At 31.5% G+C, this 22,504-nt stretch carries 24 protein-coding genes; 9 read left to right on the top strand and 15 right to left on the bottom strand.

Going from position 1 to position 22,504, the window contains the following annotated elements; translation table 11 throughout:
- Positions 1–144 precede the first annotated feature (144 nt).
- Positions 145–1,179, bottom strand: a complete 1,035-nt coding sequence (locus tag ACQY1Q_RS09670; RefSeq protein ID WP_431005107.1) for an asparaginase — start codon at positions 1,177–1,179, stop codon at positions 145–147.
- A 94-nt stretch (positions 1,180–1,273) separates the two neighbouring features.
- On the opposite strand from ACQY1Q_RS09670, the gene ACQY1Q_RS09675 reads away from it, so the two are divergent.
- Positions 1,274–1,969, top strand: a complete 696-nt coding sequence (locus tag ACQY1Q_RS09675; RefSeq protein ID WP_431005108.1) for a zinc metallopeptidase — start codon at positions 1,274–1,276, stop codon at positions 1,967–1,969.
- Positions 1,970–2,043: 74 nt separating this feature from the next.
- On the opposite strand, the gene ACQY1Q_RS09680 is transcribed toward ACQY1Q_RS09675, so the two are convergent.
- Together ACQY1Q_RS09680 and lepA are read right to left on the bottom strand one after the other, a co-directional pair.
- Entirely contained in the window at positions 2,044–2,397 is a 354-nt protein-coding gene (locus tag ACQY1Q_RS09680; RefSeq protein WP_431005109.1) for a hypothetical protein, read from the bottom strand.
- A gap of 273 nt (positions 2,398–2,670) precedes the next feature.
- Positions 2,671–4,467 carry a translation elongation factor 4 gene (gene lepA, locus ACQY1Q_RS09685; protein ID WP_431005110.1) on the bottom strand — a complete coding sequence of 599 codons (1,797 nt, stop codon included), beginning with the start codon at positions 4,465–4,467 and terminating at the stop codon, positions 2,671–2,673.
- A 91-nt stretch (positions 4,468–4,558) separates the two neighbouring features.
- Here lepA and dusB point away from each other — a divergent pair, with 91 nt between their 5' ends.
- Positions 4,559–5,551: a tRNA dihydrouridine synthase DusB gene (gene dusB / locus ACQY1Q_RS09690; protein WP_431005144.1), complete on the top strand. Its 993-nt coding sequence runs from the start codon at positions 4,559–4,561 to the stop codon at positions 5,549–5,551.
- Between the two features lie 18 nt (positions 5,552–5,569).
- On the opposite strand, the gene ACQY1Q_RS09695 is transcribed toward dusB, so the two are convergent.
- The 7 genes from ACQY1Q_RS09695 to ACQY1Q_RS09725 all read right to left on the bottom strand — a co-directional run bounded on the left by ACQY1Q_RS09695 (position 5,570) and on the right by ACQY1Q_RS09725 (position 10,873).
- Positions 5,570–6,775, bottom strand: coding sequence for an ABC transporter permease (locus ACQY1Q_RS09695; RefSeq protein ID WP_431005111.1), 1,206 nt, complete (start codon positions 6,773–6,775; stop codon positions 5,570–5,572).
- Positions 6,776–6,838: 63 nt separating this feature from the next.
- Positions 6,839–7,234, bottom strand: coding sequence for a 30S ribosome-binding factor RbfA (gene rbfA, locus ACQY1Q_RS09700; RefSeq protein ID WP_431005112.1), 396 nt, complete (start codon positions 7,232–7,234; stop codon positions 6,839–6,841).
- A gap of 41 nt (positions 7,235–7,275) precedes the next feature.
- A complete protein-coding gene (locus tag ACQY1Q_RS09705; protein ID WP_431005113.1) occupies positions 7,276–7,920 on the bottom strand; it encodes a response regulator transcription factor in 645 nt (214 codons plus the stop codon).
- A 45-nt stretch (positions 7,921–7,965) separates the two neighbouring features.
- On the bottom strand, positions 7,966–8,718 hold the full coding sequence (locus ACQY1Q_RS09710; protein WP_431005114.1) for a sensor histidine kinase: 753 nt from the start codon (positions 8,716–8,718) through the stop codon (positions 7,966–7,968).
- On the bottom strand, positions 8,694–9,116 hold the full coding sequence (locus tag ACQY1Q_RS09715) for a hypothetical protein (RefSeq protein ID WP_431005115.1): 423 nt from the start codon (positions 9,114–9,116) through the stop codon (positions 8,694–8,696). The genes ACQY1Q_RS09710 and ACQY1Q_RS09715 overlap by 25 nt, the downstream gene beginning before the upstream one ends.
- 234 nt (positions 9,117–9,350) lie before the next feature.
- On the bottom strand, positions 9,351–10,028 hold the full coding sequence (locus ACQY1Q_RS09720) for a hypothetical protein (RefSeq protein WP_431005116.1): 678 nt from the start codon (positions 10,026–10,028) through the stop codon (positions 9,351–9,353).
- Between the two features lie 221 nt (positions 10,029–10,249).
- Positions 10,250–10,873, bottom strand: a complete 624-nt coding sequence (locus ACQY1Q_RS09725) for a hypothetical protein (RefSeq protein WP_431005117.1) — start codon at positions 10,871–10,873, stop codon at positions 10,250–10,252.
- 892 nt (positions 10,874–11,765) lie between these two features.
- Between ACQY1Q_RS09725 and mce the strand changes: the two genes are divergently transcribed.
- From mce to ACQY1Q_RS09755, 6 genes are all read left to right on the top strand, one after another.
- Positions 11,766–12,179, top strand: coding sequence for a methylmalonyl-CoA epimerase (gene mce / locus ACQY1Q_RS09730; RefSeq protein ID WP_431005118.1), 414 nt, complete (start codon positions 11,766–11,768; stop codon positions 12,177–12,179).
- Between the two features lie 103 nt (positions 12,180–12,282).
- Positions 12,283–13,161, top strand: a complete 879-nt coding sequence (locus ACQY1Q_RS09735) for a cell division protein FtsX (protein WP_431005119.1) — start codon at positions 12,283–12,285, stop codon at positions 13,159–13,161.
- A 20-nt stretch (positions 13,162–13,181) separates the two neighbouring features.
- Positions 13,182–13,424: a DUF3098 domain-containing protein gene (locus ACQY1Q_RS09740; protein WP_431005120.1), complete on the top strand. Its 243-nt coding sequence runs from the start codon at positions 13,182–13,184 to the stop codon at positions 13,422–13,424.
- Between the two features lie 2 nt (positions 13,425–13,426).
- Complete coding sequence (locus tag ACQY1Q_RS09745) at positions 13,427–14,221, top strand: undecaprenyl-diphosphate phosphatase (RefSeq protein ID WP_431005121.1); 795 nt, start codon at positions 13,427–13,429, stop codon at positions 14,219–14,221.
- On the top strand, positions 14,222–14,911 hold the full coding sequence (truB, locus tag ACQY1Q_RS09750; protein WP_431005122.1) for a tRNA pseudouridine(55) synthase TruB: 690 nt from the start codon (positions 14,222–14,224) through the stop codon (positions 14,909–14,911).
- 91 nt (positions 14,912–15,002) lie between these two features.
- Positions 15,003–15,539, top strand: coding sequence for a hypothetical protein (locus ACQY1Q_RS09755; protein ID WP_431005123.1), 537 nt, complete (start codon positions 15,003–15,005; stop codon positions 15,537–15,539).
- A 7-nt stretch (positions 15,540–15,546) separates the two neighbouring features.
- Here ACQY1Q_RS09755 and ACQY1Q_RS09760 read toward each other — a convergent pair whose 3' ends face one another.
- From ACQY1Q_RS09760 to ACQY1Q_RS09770, 3 genes are all read right to left on the bottom strand, one after another.
- The gene (locus tag ACQY1Q_RS09760; protein WP_431005124.1) at positions 15,547–16,026 is read right to left on the bottom strand and encodes an ABC transporter ATPase; all 480 of its coding nucleotides are present in this window, start codon (positions 16,024–16,026) and stop codon (positions 15,547–15,549) included.
- Between the two features lie 84 nt (positions 16,027–16,110).
- Positions 16,111–16,701: a thioredoxin family protein gene (locus ACQY1Q_RS09765; protein WP_431005125.1), complete on the bottom strand. Its 591-nt coding sequence runs from the start codon at positions 16,699–16,701 to the stop codon at positions 16,111–16,113.
- A gap of 99 nt (positions 16,702–16,800) precedes the next feature.
- Positions 16,801–17,760, bottom strand: a complete 960-nt coding sequence (locus tag ACQY1Q_RS09770; protein ID WP_431005126.1) for an NAD-dependent epimerase/dehydratase family protein — start codon at positions 17,758–17,760, stop codon at positions 16,801–16,803.
- A 264-nt stretch (positions 17,761–18,024) separates the two neighbouring features.
- Here ACQY1Q_RS09770 and ACQY1Q_RS09775 point away from each other — a divergent pair, with 264 nt between their 5' ends.
- Positions 18,025–18,450, top strand: coding sequence for a hypothetical protein (locus ACQY1Q_RS09775; RefSeq protein WP_431005127.1), 426 nt, complete (start codon positions 18,025–18,027; stop codon positions 18,448–18,450).
- A 3-nt stretch (positions 18,451–18,453) separates the two neighbouring features.
- Here ACQY1Q_RS09775 and ACQY1Q_RS09780 read toward each other — a convergent pair whose 3' ends face one another.
- Entirely contained in the window at positions 18,454–18,924 is a 471-nt protein-coding gene (locus ACQY1Q_RS09780; protein ID WP_431005128.1) for a regulatory protein RecX, read from the bottom strand.
- 114 nt (positions 18,925–19,038) lie between these two features.
- Positions 19,039–22,503: an efflux RND transporter permease subunit gene (locus ACQY1Q_RS09785; protein ID WP_431005129.1), complete on the bottom strand. Its 3,465-nt coding sequence runs from the start codon at positions 22,501–22,503 to the stop codon at positions 19,039–19,041.
- Position 22,504: the final 1 nt, after the last annotated feature.

Here is a 22,504-nt window from a genome sequence, read left to right on the forward strand (position 1 = left end):
CATTTTTTATTTTCAGAGTGGCAAGTAACAAAAAAATGTTGGTTCTTAAAAAAAAAATAACGGTTTTATATATTAACATTAACACAACACCTTTATTATAAGGTATTCAAGCATTTATATTAAAATAATTAACATTTTTTTAAGTTATTCATTAATCTCTCCTCGTAATGGGGATTCAAAATAATTTCTAAATTCTTCTTTTGCCAAATTTTCGCCTAACAAATACATCATTTTAGCCACAGCTGTTTCTGTTGTAATATCTTTTCCATCTATGATTCCTATATGTTTTAAGCTTGAGCTTGTTTCATAGTGTCCTAAAATAACACTTCCTCCGGCGCATTGTGTTACATTTACCACATAGATATCTTTTTTAACAAATGCTTCTAAAATATCTAAAAACCATTTTTTCGTAGGAGCATTTCCTGCTCCGTATGTTTCAAGTATAATTCCTTTTAAGCCTTCAATATTCAAATAGCTTTTAACGACTTTTTCAGTAATTCCCGGAAATAGCTTTAAAACAGCAATATTATTATCTAACTTTTTTCTAAAAATTAAGTTTTCTTCCTTGTTTTGTGACCTTAATAAGATAGGATAGTTAAAATTTAGATGTACGCCGCTTTCTACTAAAGGCGGATAATTCATTGAAGAAAAGGCTTCAAATTGCTCTGCACTAATCTTAGTTGTTCTATTAGCTCTGTATAATTTATACTCAAAATATAATCCCACTTCTTGAATTACAGGTTCGTCATTTTCTTGAGCTGCTGCAATTTGTATTGAGGTAATTAAATTTTCTTTAGCATCTGTTCTTAAATCTCCGATAGGAAGCTGCGATCCTGTAAAAATTACCGGTTTTTGCAGATTTTCAAACATAAAACTAATAGCTGACGATATATAAGACATGGTATCTGATCCTGTTAAAACTACAAAACCATCAAACTTGGTATAATTCTCGGCTATAATTTCTGCTATTTCTACATAATAATTAACATCCATATTAGATGAATCTATTGGTTCATCAAATGAAATGGTTTCTATAGTGCAATGTAATTGCTGTAACTCGGGAATTTTATTAGATATTTGACTAAAATCAAATGCTTTTAAAGCTCCGGTTACATAATCTTTAACCATCCCAATGGTTCCCCCTGTATAAACTATAAGTATATTTGGTCTCTTTGTCATTTTGACATATAATTATTTGTTATTATATTATGGAATAATTTATGCTGTAAAGTTATTAACTAAAAAAGAATTTAAATTAGAAAAAAATAAAATTATGGGAATAGGATATTATATCATTATTGGAGTTATCACTCTTTTAAGTTGGGCTATTAGTAATGTACTAAAACAAAAATTCAAAAAGTACTCTAAAGTTAGCTTACGAAATGGAATGAGCGGTGCTGAAATTGCTGAAAAAATGCTACAAGATCATGGAATTTATGATGTTCGTGTGATTTCTACTCCCGGTATGTTAACAGATCATTACAATCCTAAAAACAAAACCGTAAACCTAAGTGAAGGTGTATATAATCAACGTAATGCAGCCGCAGCAGCAGTTGCTGCCCATGAAGTAGGGCACGCTGTTCAACATGCCAGAGCTTATAAGTGGTTAGAAATGCGTTCAAATTTAGTTCCTATGGTTACTATTTCTTCGCAATTTTCACAGTATTTAATTTTTGGTGGATTAATTTTAGGTGCAACTTCTAGCTTCGGTTATTGGGTTTTAGCTGCCGGAGTGGTTTTAATGGCTATGGGTACTTTATTTAGTTTTATTACACTACCTGTAGAATATGATGCTAGTAATAGAGCTTTAGCTTGGTTAGAAAACAAACATGTAGTAACTCGTGAAGAGTTGGCTGGTTCAAGAGACGCTTTAAAATGGGCTGCCAGAACTTATTTAGTAGCTGCCCTGGGTTCATTAGCTATGTTAGCTTATTGGGCTATGCGATTAATGGCTGCCAGTAGGGATTAAAAAATATTATCATAAAAAACCTCTTTAAGAGTATTTCTTAAAGAGGTTTTTATTTAATTAGATAAAGTATGAAATTATTTATCCTTTTTTTCAAAACCTACGATTGTATATACTTCACCCTCGTCATTTTCTTCAACAGTATAGGTTACTTTAAACTTTTTTCCTTTTAAAGCATTGGATTTTAAATCAAAGTTTTTCAATACCTCATCAGAAACTTCTTCAAAAAAAACTTTTTTTCCATCCCCTAAAACAAAAGTATACCCATCTTTATCAGTGTATCCTTCAAATGTAGCTTCAATGGCTGTTTCCTGTACGGTTAAAACACTAACCGCTTTTTGAACTTGTTGTTGTTTCGCTTCTGCTGTTGTTACTAATCCAGCTCCTATAAGCATAGACAAGCAAATTGCTTTTTTTAAATAATTTTTCATTTTTAAATTAGTTTTTAGTTTTTAATAATTTTCTTCTTAACATTTGTTAAGTATATAAATTCAACAAAGTAACTGTACAATTAAACTTTATATATTACTAAAAACGGGAGGTATTCTTCTTTATTCCTCAACAAAACTAAGCTTATATTTTCTTTAACACAGTACGATAAAAAACAGTTAATATTTATGTATTGGTACAATAAATACAAAAATGAACAATCCATTATTTTTATAAAATGAAAAAGGTACTGAAATCAGTACCTTTTATTTTATTTAGTCATTTAATTTTAAAACAGCCATAAACGCTTGCTGCGGAATTTCAACATTTCCAATTTGTCGCATACGTTTTTTTCCTTTTTTCTGTTTTTCTAATAATTTTCGTTTACGTGAAATATCACCTCCATAACATTTTGCTGTTACGTCTTTTCTAAGTGCTTTAACCGTTTCTCTCGCTATAATTTTTGCTCCAATAGCTGCCTGTATAGGAATATCAAATTGCTGACGCGGTATTAATTCTTTTAATTTTTCACAAATACGCTTTCCTATTCCATAAGCATTATCTGCATGTAATAAAGAAGACAAAGCATCAACAGGTTGTGCATTTAATAACATATCTACACGTACTAATTTCGATGATTTCATTCCTATTGGATGATAATCAAAAGAAGCATATCCTTTAGATACTGTTTTTAAACGATCATAAAAATCGAATACAATTTCAGCTAAAGGCATTTCAAAAGTTAATTCTACACGCTCCGGTGTTAAATAGGTTTGATTAACAATTTGCCCTCTTTTTTCTATACACAAACTCATTACTTGTCCCACAAAGTCAGATTTTGTAATAATAGACGCTTTAATAAAAGGCTCTTCTACTCTGTTTAATTTTGAAGGATCCGGTAAATCAGATGGATTATTTACTACGATAATAGTATCCGGTTCTTTATTGGTAAAAGCATGGTACGAAACGTTTGGTACTGTAGTAATCACAGTCATATTGAACTCACGTTCTAAACGCTCCTGAATAATCTCCATATGAAGCATTCCTAAAAATCCACAACGGAAACCAAATCCTAAAGCTGCTGAGCTTTCCGGTTGAAAAACCAAGGATGCATCATTCAACTGTAATTTTTCCATAGAAGATCTTAGTTCTTCATATTCCTCAGTATCCACCGGATAAATTCCGGCAAAAACCATAGGCTTTACATCTTCAAATCCTTGAATTCTTTCAGTTGTTGGTGTTACAAAATCAGTAATGGTATCACCTACTTTTACCTCTTTTGCTGTTTTAATTCCGGTAATTAAATATCCTACATCACCAGTCTTTATTTCATTTTTAGGAACTTGATTTAACTTTAACGTACCCACCTCATCAGCAAAATATTCTTTACCGGTGGCCATGAATTTAATTTTCTGATTCTTTTTTATAGAACCATCGATTACTCTAAAATACGTTTCAATTCCTCTATACGAATTATATACACTATCAAAAATTAACGCCTTTAAAGGAGCTTCCGGATTTCCTTTAGGGGCTGGTATTCTATTAATAATAGCTTCTAAAATTTTATCAACTCCAAAACCTGTTTTACCACTGGCCGGAATTACATCTTCCGGACGACAACCTAACAAGTTAACAATATCATCAGTTACCTCTTCCGGATTAGCACTTGGTAAATCTACTTTATTTAAAACAGGAATGATTTCTAAATCATTTTCAAGTGCTAAATATAAATTAGAAATGGTTTGTGCCTGTATACTCTGAGCTGCATCTACAATAAGTAACGCTCCTTCACAGGCTGCAATAGATCGTGAAACTTCATATGAAAAATCTACGTGTCCGGGAGTGTCAATTAAATTCAAGATATATTTCTCACCTTCGTAGGTATACTCCATTTGAATTGCATGCGATTTTATAGTGATACCTCGCTCACGCTCCAAATCCATATTATCTAACAATTGGTTTTGCTTTTCACGCTCAGTCACTGTTTGAGTAGAATCTAACAAACGATCAGCCAACGTACTCTTTCCGTGGTCAATATGCGCAATGATGCAAAAATTTCTTATGTTTTTCATGTACCTATTTCTAATCTACTGATGACCGACAAAGATACAGTATTTATACAATTTTTATTTAAAAAATGTACCTTTGCAAAAATTTTTTGGTTTGGTTAAAATTGACACTATAGAGTTACCTGATTTTCCTTTGTTATTAGCTCCAATGGAAGATGTTAGCGACCCTCCTTTCAGGGCGTTATGTAAAGAAAACGGAGCTGACGTGGTATTTACTGAGTTTATTTCATCGGAAGGTTTAATTCGTGATGCAGCTAAAAGCGTTATGAAATTAGATATTTACGAACGTGAAAGACCTGTGGGTATTCAAATATTCGGAGCCAACTTAGAGTCTATGTTACGTTCAGTTGAGATTGTTGAAAAAACAAATCCAGACATTATTGATATTAATTTTGGCTGTCCGGTAAAAAAAGTAGTTTCTAAAGGTGCCGGTGCCGGTATTTTAAAAGATGTTGATCTGATGGTAAAACTTACCGAAGCCATGGTAAAACATACTAATTTACCCATTACTGTAAAAACACGCTTGGGATGGGATCATGATTCGATTAGAATTGTTGAAGTTGCTGAACGTTTACAAGATGCTGGCTGTAAAGCTATCTCTATTCACGGACGTACCAGAGCACAAATGTATAAAGGAAATGCTGATTGGGGACCTATTGCTGAAGTTAAAAATAATCCGAGAATGCACATTCCTGTTTTTGGAAACGGTGATGTGGATACTCCTGAAAAGGCAATGGAAATGAGAGATAAATATGGCCTGGATGGTTGTATGATTGGAAGAGCTTCTATTGGTTATCCTTGGTTTTTTAATGAAGTTAAGCATTATTTTAAAACCGGTGAACATTTACCCGAGCCGACTGTAGTAGAACGTGCTGAAATGGCTCGTCGTCATTTAGAAATGGCTATTGACTGGAAAGGTGAGCATTTAGGTGTTGTGGAAACCAGAAGACATTATACAAATTATTTTAAAGGAATTCCTCATTTTAAAGAATATCGTTTAAATATGGTAACTTCTGATGACCCGAAAGATGTTTTTGAAACTTTTGAGTTAATAAAAGAGAAATTTGGAAATACAACAGTAGGATAGATAATAATCTATCCTTTTTTATTTTTCAATAAAAATTCTAGTAATTCTGGAACTTGCAATTTTAGCAGCTAAGTATCCTAATAAAGTAATGGTTAGCACAACTACCAGTAAATTTAACCATTTGAACTCTACAGGGTACGGCAAGTTATAGGTTATCATAAAAATACCGTAGTGTAATTGAACAAAGACTAAGATAACACCTAATATCAAACCTATTAACATACCTACCATTACCAACAAAAAGCCTTGATAAATAAAAATTTTCTTTATTTCCTGAACACTACTTCCTAAACTCAACAATGTTTTAAGGTTTTGTCTTTTATCAATAATCATCATGATAATAGAGCCTATTACATTAAATAATGCAATAACAATAATTAATGTAAATATTAAATAAGAAATAAAATTCTCTGTATTCACCACTTTGTAGTAAAGTGCATTTAATTGCCTTTTTGTTTTTACTTCAAAGGCTTCTCCTAAACGTTCTGCTAACTCTTTTCTAACCTCATTAGCATCAAACGTTTCTTTTACTTTGATTTCAATAGCAGTAATTTCTGTATCAGAATAGTTCAACAATTCTCTTGCTAATGATATATTAGTGAACACATATTTATTCTGAAAATCTTCTGATCCTGAATAGACTCCTACTATTTGTACATCAACTGAATTGAAAGCCTTATTTGGGTTTGTAATAAATCCTGTACCCGGTTTCGGCACAAAAATATGTAAGGGTTCACCAAAGTTATAGGTTCCTAAAGAAAGTTTATAAGAAATTCCAGCGCCTATAACTGCCGTATTCTTATATTCTTTATCTAACCAATTACCTACACTTAAAGATGAATCAACTCTGACTACCTGATTGTAAAACTCATCAACTCCTTTTATATAAGCAATGTGATTTTTATCATTATACGTTAAAGAAACTCTTTCTTCAATTACTTGAGAATATGCTTCAATAGCTTCATTTTTTTGTAAAATATCTTTAATTTTATCTGTAATTACAACTGTTTTTCCTTTTGTCGCTGTAATCTTAATATCCGGATCAGATACTTCTAATAAAGAGTCGCTAAATGTTCGTAACCCGGAAAACCCTGACAAAATAACAAATAAAGCTGTGGTACCTACAACTACCCCAAAAGCAGCAATAAATGTAATTATATTTATAGCATTAGTCCCACTTTTAGAAAATAAATATCTTTTGGCTATGTATAAAGAAAAGTTCAACAGGCTGTTTAAAATAGGTTAACAACTTAAATGTAGGAGTTTTTTTTAATTCTTCACTGCCTATTATCGTTTTTGACGTCTTGGTAATATTTCAGGATTTTTAATAGGATCTACATCGTCTCCGCTTAAAGACTTATCAATTTCTTCAATATAATCAAGACTATCATCTCCATAAAATAATAATTCCGGCATTCTGCGTAATTGATTCTTAGTACGCTGAGCCAATTCATGACGTATACGTGTGGTATTTGATCTTACTCCTTTGACTATTTCGTCTCTTTTTTCAGACGGAAATACACTTAAATATATTTTTGCTACCCCTAAATCTGCCGTTACAGATACTTTTGAGACAGATATGATAACTCCTTTCATTCCGTCTTGAGCAGCACGTTGTAAAATATCTACTAAATCTTGCTGCAATACTCCTGCAATTTTACGCTGTCTATTCGTTTCTTCCATAATGCAAATTTAGGGAATATTTTTCTTCTAATAGTTAGATTTTAGGGAGTATAAATTTTATTCTTTATAGCATACATTACTAAGCCCACTCTGTTTCTAACATCAAGTTTGGTAAACAAGCTATCTCTATACCCATCTATGGTTTTAGGGCTTAAAAACATTTTTTCTGCAATTTCCTTGTAGGTCAATTCAGAACAAGCTAATCGCATAAACGTCAATTCGTTTTCTTTAAATTCTATATTACTTTTCCCATTTTTTCCGGAAACGGATTCTAATAATAAGTTAGTCACTTCTTTGGTATGGTAAAAACCATTTTCCATAAGTTCCACTAAGGCTTTTTCTAATACTTCTTTTTGAGTATCTTTAAGTAAATACCCAACTGCACCTGCCTTAAGCATTTTTAAAATAGTACCATCTGCATCTTCTACTGATAAGGCCATCACGTGTACTTGTGGGTAATTTTCAACTACCCATTGTGTAGTTTCAATACCATTCATTACCGGCATATTAACATCTACCAGCACAATATCCGGTATATTTTTAGGTGACCCCAAAAATTTCTCAGATAATTCCTTCCCGTTTTTACAAGTATATAAAACTTTAAATTTATCAAAGGTGTTTACCATACCTTCAATTGCTTGCGACAACAAAGTATGATCGTCTACAACAACTACTGAATATTTCATAATAAAGTTTAGTTTAGGTTTCGTTTCTGCTAACTAGGGGAATGCTTAAAAATAATAATTTATTGTTAAAGTTGTACCTTTTTCGGGCTCTGATTTTAAAGTTGCTTTAGCATTTATGAGTTTAATTCTGGCTTTTATATTTTGTAAACCTATGCCTTTTAAGGAAACTTTTTCTACCTCAAACCCTACCCCATTGTCTTTCGCTTCTATAGCCAGTTCTTTTTCTTTAAAGTGCAAAACCACATCCAAGTCAGTGGCTTTAGAGTGTTTTATGGTATTAGAAAAAAACTCTTGTAACACTCTAAAAATTATAATGCCGTGTTTTGAGTTAACCACTCTTTCTTCTCCTAAAATAGTTAGGCTGGCATTAATATAATTTAACCTGTTAAAGCGCTCTACTTCTAATTTTAAAGCATCTGTAAACTTAATATTATTAATAAACTCCGGATTTATTAACTTAGATAATGCTCTAATTTCAGTTAAACTTTTGCTAATGGTTTCTGTTATTTCTTTTAAATTTTCAGGAGAAGCCTGTTGCAATTGTATTTTGGCTAAAGTTAAGAGTTGCCCGATATTATCGTGCAACTCCCAACTAATACTTCTAAGTGTTTCTTCTCTTATTTCTATTTGAGTTTCAGCTATTTCTCGCTCAAAACGCTTTTTAATCTCCTCTCTTTCAAGTAATAATTTATTTTTACGTCGTTGAAAAACGGTAAATAAAATCACCAAAAAAGCAACAACTATAACTACAATAAAAGTAGACATCAAAACTACTATTTGTCCTTGTTCCAACTCCATAGCCCTCCTATTATAAAACAAATATGCATTAAAATTGTTAGTGCGTTTTGAACTTTATAAACTAAAACAAAACTCCCGCCCACTTTCATAAAACTAAAAAAAACTGTTAATGGTAAAGTACCTAAATAGTATAGTAATAATCCAGTAGTAATCCAAAAATAAATGCTTCTTTTATAATTTAATATTTCTTCCGACAATAAAAATTCCCTAAGAAACAACATTAGTAAAACGCTTATCTGTAAAGCTCCTATTACCGGTAAAACATTATTAAATTTATCTAAAAAGACAACTCTACCAAAATAAAAACTAGTTAATATAACAGAGACATTAAAAATAAAAAGATTTATATCTCTTAACAACCTCGCACCTACATCTCTACTAACTTCTCCATACATCAAAAACAGAACGTTAAATTCAAAAATAGTTAATAAATTATACAAAGGAGAAGTATTACCTCCACATACCCTTATCCATAAAGCGAATAAATCAAAACTACAAATTAAAAATAAATATGCCACGAAAAGCCTTAAGTCCCACTTAAATTTCTTCATCTTAAACCTAATGAAAAACAACACTAAGCTTAACAAGGAAATAAGATGTATTAATACTAAGAATATCATGGCTAATTATTATTAATAGGGAGGAGTTAAATGACTCCTATTCCCAGCACCGCTTTCTTCTTCTCCTTCCAGAGTATCATTTAAAATAGTACTCATAACCATCATCCTACTTTTTTGATCTGATTTTAATCCATAATTATAATCATCTCTTTTTCCTTTTTTATATGCTTCTTTAGAGTCATAAATCCAGTTATAGCCATGCTTTTCTAACATTTCTTTAAACGTTACTAAAGTTCCTTGACGTACACTTTGCACCGGATCATAAAGCACCTGCATTCCGTTAACTGTTGTTGAAGGAATATAAATAAGACTGCCATATTCTTTCTTTTCGTTTTCATGCATTTTAGCTACCGAAATAAAGCTAATCCCGGTCATTTTTATATTGGCTTTTTTACTTAAATTTTCAACATGTCCTAAGTATTTTTTGAATTGTACAAAATCAAAGGTGTTCACTCTGGAATCTTCATAACCAAAAGCTTTTTCAAAAGGCGCTATCCTACTGGTATCATAACTTTTTAATGCTGTTATAATTTCTGAGTAATTTAGCATTTCTTTTGTTCTACCTTCATCTTTGTAACAAAAGATTCCTTTTTCACTCGCTTTTTCTATACATTCATCGCAGTTACACTTTCTTCCGAACAAACTACTTAGTATAGCAATGATTCTTCTAAATAAATTATTTTTTTCCATGATAAGTTTGGTTTAATGTTAGCCAAATATACATTCATGTACATTTTAAAAACAAATCATTTTTTACTACCTCTAAGAAAATCAACCTTTTTAAAAAAATAATCAGGGAAAACCCCCTAAAGCCTATAGCGATTCCCCTAAAGGATTTTAAAGACTTATACTCTTGTTTTACTCCACAAAAAAAGGTTAGCAACATACTAACCTCTTCAAAATTTGTTTTTTTAGTATGGAGGAGATATTTGCCCTCTATTTCCCGTTCCACTTTCCAAGTCAGTCATTGAGTTTCTATACACCTTTTTTTGCTGTAATTCTTTATCAGATTTATTTCTGTTTTCATAATCTTCTTTACTATCATACACCCATTTATAGCCATAATGGGCTAACATTTCTTTTACCGTTACTACCTTATCAGTTGTAGACTGCACCGGATCAAAACAAATATTTTTCCCATTGACTTCTGTTGTAGGCATAAATATTAAATTTTGATAGTTAGGCACACCATGACTCGTTTTATTTGGATATGCTGCTGAAACAAAATTAATTCCGGTAAGTTTAATTCCTTTTTCTTTGGCTAAGTTTTTTACATAGGTCAAATAATTTTCAATAGTTTCAATAGAATAATAATTCATACGGGTATCTTCATACCCTAAGGCTTTTTCTAATACCGGTTTTCTTGTTTGGTCATAATGCTCTAACATAGGCACTAATTCTTTATAGTTTAGTGCATTGTACGGACGCGAAATTCTGGCTTCTTCCTGTTTAGGAGCCTCCTCTAATTTATCTTGCGTACAAGAAGTGAATACTACAGCAGCCAAAGTAGCCACTAACAAAAATTTGTTTTTCATAATCTTAATTTTTAAAATGGTTATTATTGAATTTTTAGCTATGTTTTTAACACAAAAAGAAATACTTCCTTAACAAACAGGAAGCTTTAATTCATTGATACCTTAAATTTTGGGTAATCAATCATAGTCAACTTTTTATAGAAAATTCATAGCCTTTATAGAACAGCAATATACAGTTTTATTTTTCAGTCTCAAAAACAACTTTGTATACTTAACAACCTAGCTAGCTTAACCTAGTTATATAGGTTCTGAAATAAGTAAACTTACCATATAACTAAGCTTACTTATTTTTAAACTAAGCTATTTCAATTTTTAACTTAGTCTATTTAGTTGAGTAAGCTAAACATTTTATTATTTTACTAAACCAGCTTACTGTTTAATCAAGCAAGCTTAGTATTATAACCTATACGCCTTAATTATGAACCATGTTGACATAGTAAATAACCTAAACAACCTATCTTAACGTGAGTTCGATATAACTTTTGTTTTTACACTTGCATAATGCATTGATTATAATTTGTTTATGATTTTAATACATCTTTATTGTTCATTTTCTTTGCTTGTCCAAAGAAAACGAACCAAAAGAAAAGACACTTCTACGAGGAATTTTTAAACTCCGTTTAAAACCATCTGAAAAACACTGCGTCGTTTTACTCCTGGTTTTCAGTGATTTTTCAGATTATTCTGCGTAAAAAGAGAGCTAAGCTTTGCTTTGCCTGCTACAATTCTTACGTCGAACTCACGTTATCTTAAATAGAATTTTCCGTTTTTATCTGAGTAGATTTTATATTTTTACCCTATAAATCTATCCTTGCACCAAGAACAACATATAATTAAACGATGAGTATAAAAACAACTTTGTAGTTATTCATCATTAACTTAACTGTATTCAATGAATAAAATAGAACACATAGGCATTGCTGTTAAAAACCTGGACATTTCAAATGAATTATTTGCGGCTCTTTTAGGAGCCCCTCATTATAAAATTGAAGAAGTAGCCAGTGAAGGAGTTAAGACTTCCTTTTTTAAATCTGGACCTAATAAAATAGAATTACTGGAAGCTACCAATCCGGAAAGCCCTATTGCTAAATTTATTGATAAAAAAGGAGAAGGAATTCACCATATTGCTTTTGCTGTTGATAATATTGAACACGAAATTACGCGTTTAAAAAATGAAGGGTTTACCGTGTTAAATGAGGTTCCTAAAAAAGGAGCTGATAATAAATTGGTTGCTTTTTTACATCCTAAAACCACCAACGGTGTTTTAATTGAACTTTGCCAAGACATCCCTAAAGACAACAAATAATCATCTTTTGGCAAAAGACTATAGTTAACCAACAATGATTAGTGATAATTCATTATTGTGAATTGATTTTAGTATCTTGCGGAGTTAAAACAGCCTTGTAAAAATGACCACATCTTTTGATTCTTTTCAAAAACGACGTTTACAATCATCCTACGTTTCTGTTGTAGTAAGTATTGCTTTAGTTCTTTTTATGATTGGTATTCTTGGGTTAGTATTATTAAAATCTACCAAAGTAGCGAATCATTTTAAAGAAAAAGTAGTAATGACTTTATTTTTAAATGATGACGTAACAAAAGAGCAACTTGAAGAACTAAAAACAACCCTAAAAAAAGAGAGTTTTACTAAAAACTTACTGTATATCACAAAAGAAGAGGCTGCCAAAGCTTACAAAAAAGATTTAGGCGAAGATTTTTTACAATTTTTAGGAGACAACCCGTTAAAAAACGGCATTGATGTGTATTTGAATGCTGCTTATGTAACTCCTGAAAAAATGTTGGAAATTGAAACAAAATATCAAAAAAACGAACTTATTGCAGAGGTTAACTATGATAAACCATTGGTTAATTTACTTACCAAAAACATTCAACGCATTAGCTTTTGGTTATTAGTATTAAGCGGTTTTTTTGGATTAGTAGCTATTATTTTAATTAACAGCTCTATTCGTTTAGCCATTTATTCTAAACGATTTAATATTAAAACCATGCAAATGGTAGGTGCTACTAAAAGTTTTATTAGAAAACCATTTATTTGGCAAAGTATTAAACTGGGGCTTTTAGGAGCTTTAATTTCATTAATAGGTTTACTTATTCTTGTGTATTATGTTGACAAATACATTCCAACACTTGAACTTTTAAAAGATTACGTTGCTTTAGCCTATGTTTCAGCAGGAGTATTATTTACAGCATTTGTAATTACCTGGATAAGTACTTTTTTTGCTACACAACGCTTTTTAAACCTACAAACAAACGACTTATATTATTAAAAAACTCATCATAACGCATTATGAAAAACGACAAAAACACTAAAAACGAGTTTTTATTTGGCAAACGAAATTACAGTATTATGTTAATCGGATTAGCCGTTATAGCATTAGGTTTCATCTTAATGGCAGGTGGCGGAAGTGATGACCCAAAGGTTTTTAATCCTGACATTTACAGCTGGCGAAGAATTCGTTTAGCACCAACCTTAGTTCTTATTGGTTTTGGTATTGAAATTTATGCTATTTTAGCCAACCCAAAAAAATAAGCATGGATTTATTAGAAGCTATTGTTCTTGGAATTATTCAAGGACTCACTGAATTTTTACCTGTATCATCAAGCGGTCACTTAGAATTAGCTAAAGCTATATTTGGTGACACTTCGGTTCCTCAGGAAAGTTTAACTTTTACTGTTGTATTACATGCCGCAACCGCCTTAAGTACTTTAGTGATTTTCAGAAAAGAAGTGATTGAAATTTTAAAAGGTTTGTTTCAATTCAAATGGAATGAACAAACAAAATTCTGTGCTAAAATTGTCCTGTCAATGATCCCTGCTGTAATTATAGGTTTAGCTTTTGAAAAACAATTAGAGAGCTTTTTTGGCGGGAAGATTTTGTTGGTTGGTTGTATGCTTTTAGTTACTGCCGGACTTTTATTACTGGCCGATAAAGCAAAAAACACCAATAAAAATGTTTCTTTTACCAACTCTGTGCTTATAGGAATTTCACAAGCTATAGCCATGCTTCCGGGAATTTCTCGTTCCGGCGCTACTATTTCTACCTCTGTTTTATTAGGAGTTGACAGAACCAAGGCGGCTCGTTTTTCATTCTTAATGGTAGTACCATTAATTTTAGGAAAAGTAGCCAAAGATCTACTGAGTGGTGATATTAACTTTAAAAGTGCTGAAATTTTACCTTTATCTGCAGGATTTATAGCTGCTTTTGTATCCGGATTACTTGCCTGCCAATGGATGATTGCCTTGGTAAAAAGAAGTAAACTATCTTATTTTTCAATATACTGTGCTATTATTGGTGGTATAGCCATTATTTATTCTTTATTTTTTTAAATGACTGCTGAAGATTTTAACAACGGACAGGTTTTATTACTGGATAAACCTTTAGAATGGACTTCTTTTCAAGTCGTTAATAAAGTACGCTGGCACATAAGAAAACAATTCAATTTAAAAAAAATCAAGGTAGGACATGCAGGAACTCTTGATCCTTTAGCTACCGGATTGTTAATTATATGCACCGGTAAGGAAACTAAAAATATAGAAACCTACCAAGGGCAAATAAAAGAGTATACCGGTACATTTACTATTGGTGCAACTACGCCTAGTTATGATTTAGAAACGGAGATAGACACCACCTATCCTACTGAACATATTACTGAAGAATTAATACATCAAACAACTCAACAATTCATTGGTAAAATTCAACAAAAACCACCTATATTTTCGGCCATTAAAAAGGATGGAAAAAGACTTTATGAATTAGCAAGAGCCGGACAATCAACTGAAATAGCGTCAAGAGAAATAGAAATTACTGAATTTGAAATTACTAAAATTGACTTTACTAAAGTTGATTTTAGAGTGGTATGCAGCAAAGGAACTTACATACGCTCTTTAGCTCACGATTTTGGTGCCGCATTAAATTCCGGTGCTCATTTATCGGTTTTAAGAAGAACAAAAATAGGGGCCTTTTCAGTAGATGATGCTTTTGATATTGATGGTTTTATTTCTTCTTTAAACAACTAAGAAACAAACCTCTCTTTATACAATTGTTTCTCTTTTTAATGTATTTTTTCAACTTGGAATAATTTTTGTTGAATCTCACAAAATTATTTTTATGAAAAAACTACTACTTATCTACTTACTTATTATTACAACAGGCAGTTTTTATGCTCAAAATATGAGCAAAAGAGCTTTCTTAACAGGTGATTTTAATTTTACCTTCGGAATCAATGAAAATTATACTTTGTTTAATGATGATGACGAAAGTTTTTTGAAGTTTTCTGCTGTGATGTTTAGAGTAGGAGCCGGATATCAATTCAATAGTAAGTGGCTGGCAAGTTTTAATGTAGGATATGATCATCATACCCGATATAGCATTAATGCCATCCCCACTTACGGTACCTTACGTTATAATATTGCTGTAGATGATTTTGATGCTTTTTTTGCTGAAGCCAGTTATGGGAAAATGTGGAGACCTTCTTCTAAATATGAAAATGGTGATTATTATAAGTTAGGTTTAGGTGTTCAAATGGGAGGAAGCGGTCGTTGGCATACATTATTAAAACTAGATTTTCATCGTAAAAAAATTATAGGCTTTAAAAACAACACCTTAGATAGTGTTTCGCTGGGAATAGGATTTATATTTTTGTAATCCTTTTTTATAAAAATCGGTTATACCAGCTTTCTGTGATAGGTACTTCCCAAAAATTCTCTAAATCATATTTAGTTTGAATTAAGTTATCAAAAACAATAGTTTTAGGTGAAACCGATTTTTCTTTCAGCATTTTTTTAAAGTCTTTTATTTCTTTGTACTGAATATAGTCACCTTGCTTAAAACACACATTCATCTTATCTAACAACTCAACCTCGTATTCATTTTGTAATTTTAAAATAAACGCAACCTGTTTATCTATATCTGCATTTGATAATATTGAATTTTCTTCGGCATAAAAAACAATAAACCGATCATAAAGCAATTGATATGAAGTTTTAAAATCTTCATCTTCTTTTTTCCAAGTAGCCACAAAATTTTCTACTTTTTCTTTTAAAGCTTCTATTTCTTGAGGGTAAAACTTTCTATTGGAAGGATACACCCAAACCTTAGCTTCATCTGATAATAAATTATGCGCTACTAACATGTTATTTTTTTTGGCAAATATATAAACAAAAAGTCCGTTTAACTTCAGATTTTAAACGGACTTTTATCACTTTTAATTTTAATATTAGCTCAATAATGATATTAAATCTTGCTCGGTATTTCTACCTTTATTTTTGTTGTACCAAATTTGCAAATCTTTTTTGAATTCTGCATCTAATTTTCCATTTTTTTCTTTGTACTCTTCTACCATAACTGTAGCCTCTGTTGGCCTTGGCCCCCAAGTACCTATTACATTATGATTTTTATCTAATGCAATTAATTTAGGTATAGATCTTCCTCCATTAGTTAAAAACTCATCCATTAATTCTATGTTTTCATCTCTTAAAACCAATTGCAAGTTTATGTTTGAGTTTTCTTCAGCTATTTTATTAATTACAGGTACATTTTGAGCTGCATCACCACACCACCCTTCAGTTAACACCAGCCATGTTTGTTCTTTTTCTACAGCTTTCACTTTATTTTTTATCTCTTCCGAGATTTCAATTGTTTTATCTAAACGATTCATTCTTTTATCGTTTAAAACACTGTAGTTAAGTAAATCTTCTGTTTGCGTTTCTCCTGTTGATTTACCTTCTTCAATAAGCTTACTTACCAGCAATCTATATTGTTTATATGACATTGCTCTTTTCAAGCTATTTTCTATAATTTCTTTCATCTATGTGTTGATTTTGAATACAAAAGTAGTTTGCTAAAAAAGTTTACAAAGCTACATTTGTTACATTCATACAAGCTTAGACGTATTTATACAAATAACTTACGCTAGTAAATTTGAATTTTCTTTTAGACTTGTTATAATATCCTGAGTCATTGATGATAAATCATACTTATGCTTCCATCCCCAATCTTTTCGTGCTGCAGAATCATCAATAACCTGAGGCCAAGAATCTGCTATATTTTGTCTATAATCAGGTTTATACGTAATGGTAAATTCAGGTATATATTTTTGTATTTCTTCAGCTATTTCTTTTGGAGTAAAGCTTATAGCAGCTAAATTATATGACGTTCTGGTTTTTATGGTATCAGAATCTGCTTGCATAATTTTAATTGTTGCTTCAATAGCATCATCCATATACATCATAGGCAACCTGGTTTCTTCACTTAAAAAACACTCAAAAGTTCCCTTTTTTAAAGCTTCAAAGTAAATATCTACGGCATAATCGGTTGTACCTCCTCCCGGTAACGTTTTCCAACTAATAATTCCCGGATAACGAATACTCCTAACATCAACACCATATTTTTCATGGTAATAGTTACACCAATGTTCTCCGGCTACTTTGCTTATACCATATACCGTAGTAGGCTCCATAATGGTTTGTTGCGGCGTATTAACTTTTGGTGAAGTACTACCAAAAACAGCCATAGAACTTGGCCAATACACTCTTTTTATATGTTTATCTTTTGCTATATCTAACACAGCTAATAACGAGGTCATGTTTAATTCCCATCCTTTTTGAGGAAATTTTTCTGCTGTTGCTGAAAGCATGGCTGCCATTAAATATACCTGAGTAACCTCATACTTTTTGACAACCTCCAATATTCTATCTTTATTAGTAGCATCTACGATTTCAAAAGGGCCGGAATTCATCATATTTTCATTACCTTCTCTAATATCAGAAGCTATGACGTTTTCATTTCCATAAATGACTCTTAACTTTTCAGTTAATTCTATTCCGATTTGGCCACAGGCGCCAATGATCAATATTGTTTCACTCATTATTAATTATTCAAAAATATAGGCACACAAAAGTATTAAATTTAAGATTTCACAAAAGAAAAATATTGTTTTTTAAGTATTAATAAAAACATAAAATTACCTCTATAATTTGTGTTAATTTAATAAAAATGTACTTTTACACCCATGACACACAAACTGAGTACATTTCATTTTTTAATCTTTTTAACAGTTATTACAGTTGTTTTAAGTTGCTCAAAACAAAAGAGTAACACAACTAATGTTACTAGTAATAAAAGTAATACTATGGAAGTTATTAATTCTTACAACTATACCGAACCGGATAGTATTGCTTTAAGAAATATTAAAAAGTGGACTGAATACTTTGATTTGAAAGATTTTCTAAACGAATACACAGAAATCTCAGCCAGAGAAGCACTGAATAATGCTTTAGAATTAAGAGAACTAACAAAAAAAGCAAAAGACAGTAACAAAGTTCAAGAGCTACAAACTCCGGCTTTTATGGCTCGAATTGATGTTTTTGAAAATGAAGTACTACGATTGGCTGACATGACTTACATTCCCTCTATTTCTTCTAATGAGGTAAACTTCCAAATTAAAAACGTTTTTTCAACTTTTAACAGTTTAAATTCGAAAATTGAACATACGTATCGAAAAAAATCTTTCGACAACTCTGTTAAAATAGACAGCATATTCAACAAAATGCGTTAATTATTATTTTTCATAAGCTTTTAATACTTCAAATATTATCTGATTTTCAAACCCTTTATACTTTAAAAAATCAAAAAGCTTTTTCTTTCGTTTATATACTTCAAGCTCTTTTACAGCGTTATTTTTTTTATCCGCTAACTCATAAGCTGTTTTAATATACTCAGCATCTTCAATTTCTTTCAAAGCTGTTTTAATATTATAACTGGATATTTCCCGTAACTTTAGTTCTCTTACAATTCTTTCTTTTCCCCACTTTTTAATTCTAAATTTCCCTCTGGAAAAACTTTTGGCAAATCTTTCTTCATTTAAAAAATTGTTCTCTAACAACTGTAGAAGTATATACTCTCTGGCTTCCGGGATAAGATTATATTCCAATAGCTTTTTTTCTACTTCTTTATGGCATCTGTCTTGATACACGCAATAGTTCTCAATTTTTCTTTTAATTTCTTCTACCGTGAAAACTTTTTTACTCATACAGCAAAAGTAACAGCATTTCTTATTTTGATAAAAGAGTTATTAATTTTTATACGTAAAAAAGGCTGAAAACAATATATTTTCAGCCTTTTTCATAGTTAACAAATTAATCAATTATAAAACACTACGTAGCCACATTTTAAACTTAGTAACTAAGTAGAATAATATAGGAACAACTATTAACGTTAGGAATGTAGCTACGAATAATCCGTAAATTACAGTCCAAGCTAACGGCCCCCAGAATATCACGTTATCTCCTCCTAAATAAATATGCGGATTTAACTCAGACACCAAGGTGTAGAAATTAATATTCAATCCGGTTGCTAACGGAATTAGCCCTAAAATAGTAGTAATTGCCGTTAACAATACAGGACGTAAACGCGCTTTTCCTCCTTTAATAATTGCTGTTTTTAAATCTTCAATAGAAACAAAATCATCATCTCCTAAATTAGTAGCTACCTTTCTTCTATCAATTAACAGTTGTGTATAATCGAGCAATACAACTCCGTTATTTACCACAATTCCTGCTAAAGAAATAATACCCATCATTGTCATCATAATAACAAAAGATGATCCTGAAGCTACAATCCCTCCAAATACTCCTATCAAACTTAAGAAGATGGCTAACATAATAATAGCCGGTTTTGATACTGAATTAAACTGGAATATTAAGATTAAAAAGATGAGTCCTAAACCTGAGAAAAATGCTCCCATTAAGAATTTCATTTGCTTATTTTGCTCTTCAATTTGTCCTGTATAATCTACTTTAATTGTACTAGGAAGCTCGGTAAATGTTTTCATTTCATGTTGAATTTTACCTACTATCGCTCCTGCATCTGTATACCCCGGAGCTAGTGCAGAATATACAGTTACTACTCTTTTTACATTTTTATGCTTAATAGCACTAAACCCAGATGTATTATGTTGTTTAGCTAAGGTAGATACCGGGATACTTTTAATTTGACCTGTAGCTAAATCTCTAAAAGTTATGGTTTGATTAAATACAACACTCGAATTGTAACGATTGTCTTTATTAAAACGAACATAAATATCATAATCTTCACCATCTTCTTTATATACTCCGGCTTTTGAACCAAAAATTGAATTACGCAATTGTTGTCCTACCTGAGCAGCACTAACTCCTAATTCACCTGCTTTTTCTCTATCAACATCAACCAACATTGTTGGTTTTGATTTGTTAACATCAATTTTTAACTCAGCAATTCCGGGAATAGATTTGGTATTGATAAAGTCTCGCATTTTTTCTGCGGTATTAATCAATTCGTTATAATCTTTTCCTTCTAATTCAATATTGATAGGATACCCTGCAGGTGGTCCAACAGGATCTTTTTCAACTGAAATTGATAATCCCGGATAAATTCCTTTTAAAGCTTCAGTTATTTTTCTTTTTAACTCTTTACTATCTGCTCCTCTACGATCTTTATACTCACGCATTGAGGCTACAATTTTACCTCTATGCGGCATTTCTGCTGTAGATCCACCATCAGTTTGCGGATTTCCTGATCCTGCTCCAACTTGAGCAATGGAACTTTCAACTAAGAAATTGTAATCTCCATCTGTATAATCTTTATCATTCAAAATATTAGCTACTCGCTTCTCAATATCTTTCATGATAATATTTGTTTTTTCAATATCTGTTCCTTGCGGATATTCCACATACACAATTACCTGGTTAGGTGTATTGTCGGGGAAAAACTCTACTTTAGTTCGTTGAGTTCCTACGGAAGCTCCAAATCCTATAAATGCGATAATTAATAAAATCAGCGTTGTTATAGAAATAATAATCGGCCTCCATCCTTTTAAAGAAACAGTAATCATACGTTCATAAAAACGTTCCCAACGCGGTAACGCGGTACTTTGAAAACCATTGGCTAACGGACGCATTACATAACGATAAATCCAGAAGTTAGCAGCAGCAAACAATAATAATGTTCCTAAGGGTCTGAAGTTACCTCCAAAAATCACAACTAACAATCCTAAAACCCCTAGTGTAGCTGTTAACTTTACAATTCTTTTCATTGGCATTTCTTTATCTTCAATACTCATAAATTGAGATACCATTACCGAGTTAAAGAAAATAGCCACAAATAATGAAGACCCTAAAACTACCGATAAGGTTATTGGAAAATAAATCATGAATTGTCCCATTACCCCTGGCCACATTCCTAAAGGAATAAAAGCTGCAACTGTTGTTGCTGTAGAAATGATAATTGGAAACGCTATTTCACCGATCCCTTTTTTAGCCGCTTCTATTCTACTCATACCCTCTTCATCCATTAAACGATAAACGTTTTCAACAACCACAATACCATTATCAACCAACATTCCCAGCCCCATGATTAACCCAAAAAGAATCATAGTGTTCATGGTATACCCTAATGCATTTAAAATCATTAGTGACATGAACATAGACATTGGAATGGCAAACCCAACAAATAAGGCATTTTTTAATCCTAAGAAGAACATTAAAACCGTAACTACCAAGATAACTCCAAAAATAATGTTGTTTACTAAATCGTCAACTTGCCCTATCGTTTTAGAAGATTGATCGTTAGCTATAGTTACCACCAAATTACTTGGGAACACATTTTCTTGTGCATCCTTTACAATTTGTTGAATTTTTTCAGCAGCTTCAACCATGTTTTTTCCTGAACGCTTTTTAACATCCAACATAACGACTGATTCTCCAAATTCACGGGCGTACGTAGTTTTATCTTTATCTTTAAATGAGATAGCTGCAATATCTTTCAAGTAAATAGGATTTCCTTTTTCAGATTTAACAACAAAGTTTTGAAGTTGTTGCGGATTTTCTATTTCTCCTAAAACACGAATCGTACGACGTTGACCACTCGCTATAATATTACCGGCAGACATGGTTACATTTCCTCCTTGTATAGCTTGTATTACATCACCAAAGCTAACTTTAGCAGCCATCATTTTGTAGATATCAACCGCTACTTCTACTTCCTTGTCTTCGGCTCCACGAATGTCTGCTTTTTTAATTTCAGGCAAATCTTCTATTTCATCCTGTAAATATTCAGCGTACTCTTTTAGCTTTTGTACCGTGTAATCTCCGGAAATATTGATATTTAAAATTGGCGTTTCCTCAGCTATATTTAATTCAAATACATTAGGTTCAACCTTAGCACCGTTAAAAGTAGGCCAATCTTCTCCTGATACTTCTTCGTCTATTTCATCCTTAACCTTTTGTTTAGCTTCTTCAATAGTAATTGCATCATCAAATTCAATAATAATCATAGATACATCTTCCTGTGAAGTTGATGTTATTTTAGTCATATTACTTACCGTTTTCAGCTTTTCTTCTAACGGATCGGTAATTAATTTTTCAACATCTTCTGCTGTATTTCCCGGATAAATAGAGCTTACATAAATTTTGGTATCTTTAATTTCAGGGAAACTCTCACGAGGCATTCCTAAGAATGCTGAAATTCCTGAAAACAATATAATTACCATCATTACATATATGGTAGTTTTATTGTTAATAGCCCAAGAAGATAGTTTAAACTCCTTATCTATATTTTTATTTTGCTCGTTCATT

This window comes from Tenacibaculum sp. TC6 (genome assembly GCF_050606265.1).
Lineage (GTDB): Bacteria > Bacteroidota > Bacteroidia > Flavobacteriales > Flavobacteriaceae > Polaribacter.